At 56.2% G+C, this 2,575-nt stretch carries 2 protein-coding genes, 1 rRNA gene and 1 pseudogene; 1 reads left to right on the forward strand and 3 read right to left on the reverse strand.

Translation table 11 applies throughout. The annotated features are described in order from the left end of the window. Positions 1-136 precede the first annotated feature (136 nt). Together AC1DVH_RS29340 and AC1DVH_RS29345 are read right to left on the reverse strand one after the other, a co-directional pair. Positions 137-847, reverse strand: coding sequence for a class I SAM-dependent methyltransferase (locus AC1DVH_RS29340; protein WP_477756733.1), 711 nt, complete (start codon positions 845-847; stop codon positions 137-139). A 3-nt stretch (positions 848-850) separates the two neighbouring features. Then, a complete protein-coding gene (locus AC1DVH_RS29345) occupies positions 851-1,816 on the reverse strand; it encodes a glycosyltransferase family 2 protein (protein ID WP_477756734.1) in 966 nt (321 codons plus the stop codon). Between the two features lie 309 nt (positions 1,817-2,125). Here AC1DVH_RS29345 and AC1DVH_RS29350 point away from each other — a divergent pair. After that, positions 2,126-2,287, forward strand: a pseudogene (locus AC1DVH_RS29350) (transposase domain-containing protein); the annotation flags it as partial. A gap of 144 nt (positions 2,288-2,431) precedes the next feature. Here AC1DVH_RS29350 and rrf read toward each other — a convergent pair. Continuing rightward, positions 2,432-2,547, reverse strand: a 5S ribosomal RNA gene (rrf, locus tag AC1DVH_RS29355). Positions 2,548-2,575: the final 28 nt, after the last annotated feature.

The raw sequence follows: 2,575 nt of genomic DNA on the forward strand, positions 1-2,575 counted from the left end.
CCGTTAGCCAGAGGCGGAAGTGCGACGACGAAATTGATGAACAGCACCGCAACCAGCGCATGCAGGGCAGTAACGAACAATCCGGTTACAGCAAAACGCAAACCGCGCTGGATCAACGCTGTTTTTTCGGCTGATGTCAGGGCTTTCGCGCCAGCACGAATACACTCAAGCCGGCCAGGCGGTTCATGCCCATCAATGGCAATTCAAGCCTACAGAGAGTCTTGAGCACAGTGTTCACCAGCGGATGATGGCGCTTGAGCTGCGAACGAGGCGCTGAACCCTGCCGTCCGAGGGGCAACAAACGTATCGCAGCGGCGATCGGGAACACCGCACCGAAATAGTAGGCACCGCGTTGTACCGTCAAACCCGCGTTCCGGGCCAGAGTTTCAAATTGGGCCAGGGTGTAGCGGCGCTTGTGTTCGAGAAAGTCGTCGTGGCCGCTCCAGAGGAACTGGAAGGCAGGCACTGTCATCAGGAACCGGCTGCCTGACGGCACTGTATCGACGTAAGTCTTGAGCAAACCGAGGTCGTCATCGACATGCTCCAGCACGTCCATCAACAGCACCAGATCGGCGTTGACGGTCTCGACGCTGCGACGGTAGTGCACCGGCTTGCCAGCGGTGGTCGCGCTGGAATCGGCGAGGTAGCTGATATCGACACACCAGGCCTCGCGCGCCTCGGTATGAGTCAACAGATGGTGGGTAAAAAAACCGGAACCAGCGCCCACGTCGAGAATCCGCTTGATTGGCGCGTCACCCAGCAGGCGGCGGGTCGCTGCTGCTTTCGAGCAGTAATACCAATGCTCGTCGATGTTATCGCCGAGGATGTCGATTTCCTTGAGATCCATGCTTTAGGCCTTGGGGTCGTAGACACGGCGCACAAGAAAAACCGGCCGGCGTTTGGATTCGATGTAAGTGCGGCCCAAGTACTCACCGAGTACGCCGATGCCAATCAGTTGCAGGCCACCAAGGAACGTTACGGCGACCATCAGCGAGGCGTAACCGGGCATGTCGACACCATGGATCAACGTGCGCACCACGATAAATATGGCAAAAGCGAAAGAGACGAGCGACACCAGCGCCCCTATGTACGTCCAGACTCGCAAAGGCTCAGTGCTGAAGCTGGTGATACCTTCCAGCGCAAAGTTCCACAGCCGCCAACCATTGAATTTACTCTGCCCCGCCACCCGCTCGGGACGCTTGTAATCAACGTGGGTGGTGCGAAACCCGAACCAGGCAAACAGGCCTTTCATGAAGCGCCGGGATTCGGGCAAGGTCAGCAAGGCGTCGACCACACAGCGATCCATCAGGCGAAAATCCCCAACGTTTTCCGGCAGCGGCTGCTCAGCAATCTTGTTGTGCAGGCGATAGAACCAGTGGGCGGAAGTCTGTTTGGTCCACGTATCGCTACGCCGGCTGATCCGGTGACCGAGCACCACTTCATAGCCCTCTCGCCAACGCTCGATCATCTGCAAAATGATTTCTGGCGGATCCTGCAGATCGGCGTCGATCGGCACAACGATCTGTCCGGCGGCGATCTGTAAACCGGCGGACAATGCCGCTTCTTTGCCGAAGTTGCGACTCAGGTCAACGATGCGCAGACGCGAATCATGCTGCTGGCGCTCAAGCAGACGTGCAAGCGTGGCGTCAGTGCTGCCGTCATTGATGAATACCAATTCAAGCTTTATCAATTCCTGCTGCCGGAAGACTTCCTCAATGCGCAGGAGAAACGTGTCGAGACTGTCGTCCTCGTTAAAAACGGGGACAACCAGCGATAACGTCACCTGGGAGGCCAGTTGCGTTCCGTGCTCAGTCAATGGAGTGCTCTTTTTATAGTGGTTTTCGGTCGCCGAAAGATTTTGGACGTTATGAGCGATTGCGTATTAAGCAGTAGCTCCGAAGGTGTTGCAAGGGTGAAACAGTGTCGTTTTGGACAATTCAGAGGCTGATCCACCCGCTCTAACCCGCCGCCTCAGAACATCCGCCAACGATTGGAAACAAGTGTCCGATAGCCAAAAAACCCGCTCCGCCAGGCTTGCATCGATGCGTCACACAGGTTGTCGCACGATCTATCGCAGGGAGCGAACTGAATGTACTTCGAGATTTACAGGCAATTCAAAGGCACACGCAGCGGCCAGCGAGCGGCGGCGCTGATGAGCTTGATCCAGTTTGCACGGCTGAATGGCCATGATCCGTACGCATATCTGAAGGATGTTCTCACGCGCCTGCCGACGCAGCGGGCGAGTGAAATCGATGAGTTGCTGCCGCATAAGTGGCAACCGGTTTAGTTACGCAAGGCGTGATGGCCGGACGCATACGATGAAAAGATGGGTACGCTGTTTGCTTACCGTAGAAATCCAGCAGCCGYGGCTTTCCYGCGGACAAAAACAAAACCCCTACCTGCATGCGCAGATAGGGGTTTCGGAATTTAATCTTGACGATGACCTACTCTCACATGGGGAAACCCCACACTACCATCGGCGATGCATCGTTTCACTGCTGAGTTCGGGATGGGATCAGGTGGTTCCAATGCTCTATGGTCGTCAAGAAATTCGGGTACCGAGTCGTGACCAGAC

It is taken from the genome of Pseudomonas sp. P4_C3, from assembly GCF_056402075.1.